The organism is Novosphingobium lentum NBRC 107847 (assembly GCF_001590965.1).
Taxonomy (GTDB): Bacteria; Pseudomonadota; Alphaproteobacteria; order Sphingomonadales; family Sphingomonadaceae; genus Novosphingobium; species Novosphingobium lentum.
In genome coordinates this window covers 1-1,039 of record NZ_BCTW01000049.1, presented here as the reverse complement: position 1 = coordinate 1,039, position 1,039 = coordinate 1, and the positions used below count along the sequence as shown (strand labels likewise).

The 1,039-nt window shown below is 58.9% G+C and carries 1 protein-coding gene; it reads left to right on the top strand.

Going from position 1 to position 1,039, the window contains the following annotated elements:
* Positions 1-206: 206 nt before the first annotated feature.
* Entirely contained in the window at positions 207-902 is a 696-nt protein-coding gene (gene ctrA / locus NL2_RS20550; RefSeq protein ID WP_068078585.1) for a response regulator transcription factor CtrA, read from the top strand.
* The last annotated feature ends 137 nt before the right edge of the window (positions 903-1,039 follow it).

The window sequence follows — 1,039 nt, the reverse complement described above, 5'->3', positions numbered from 1 at the left end:
TCCCAGCCGTGAGGCTGGAAAAGGACTCTGCCGCGCCAGCCGTGAGGCTGGAAAAGCACACCCATAAGTAGAAAAAACGACTCGCCAAGAATCAACCATTTACGAGAAATTAACCTTTCGTGTTCATTGGTCATATGGTTAATGACGGGCAATACCCCTTGCAGGGGGATTAACCGCCACGGGGAATGGCAAGAAGGGGCTGCTCTATGCGCGTACTGCTGATCGAGGACGAGCCGACCACGGCAAAGGCGATCGAGCTCATGCTCACCACCGAAGGCTTCAACGTCTACGGGACCGATCTGGGCGAAGAGGGGCTCGATCTGGGCAAGCTCTACGACTACGACATCATCCTGCTCGACCTGAACCTGCCGGACATGCACGGCTACGATGTGCTCAAAAAGCTGCGCGTCGCCAAAGTGCAAACGCCGGTGCTGATCCTGTCGGGCATTTCCGAGATGGATTCCAAGGTCCGCAGCTTCGGCTTCGGCGCCGACGATTACGTGACCAAGCCGTTCCACCGCGAAGAACTGATCGCCCGCATCCACGCCGTGGTGCGCCGTTCGAAAGGCCATTCGCAAAGCGTCATCCGCACCGGCAAGCTTTCGGTCAACCTCGACGCCAAGACGGTCGAGGTCGATAGCGCCCGTGTGCACCTGACCGGCAAGGAATACGCCATGCTGGAGCTGCTTTCGCTCCGCAAGGGCACCACGCTGACCAAGGAAATGTTCCTCAACCACCTGTATGGCGGGATGGACGAACCCGAACTCAAGATCATCGACGTGTTCATCTGCAAGCTGCGCAAGAAGCTGGCGCTGGCCTGCGGCGGCGACAACTACATCGAAACGGTGTGGGGCCGCGGCTATGTGCTGCGCGACCCGGACGATCGCGCCGAAGCGGCCTGAGACGATCCCGGTCTTCTGGACGACCTGAGACTTCGCTTCCCGAATTCGAAAAATCCTCCCGGGGCGGGGCTCCGGGGGGATTTTTTGTGTCTTGGATACGTGTTTGCTGTTGCAGCGAGGCTGAAACAGATGCGGCA

Bases quoted from the DNA above. Each gene is read 5' to 3' on its own strand.
- ctrA (WP_068078585.1), top strand. From the start codon at position 207: ATGCGCGTACTGCTGATCGAGGACGAGCCGACCACGGCAAAGGCGATC.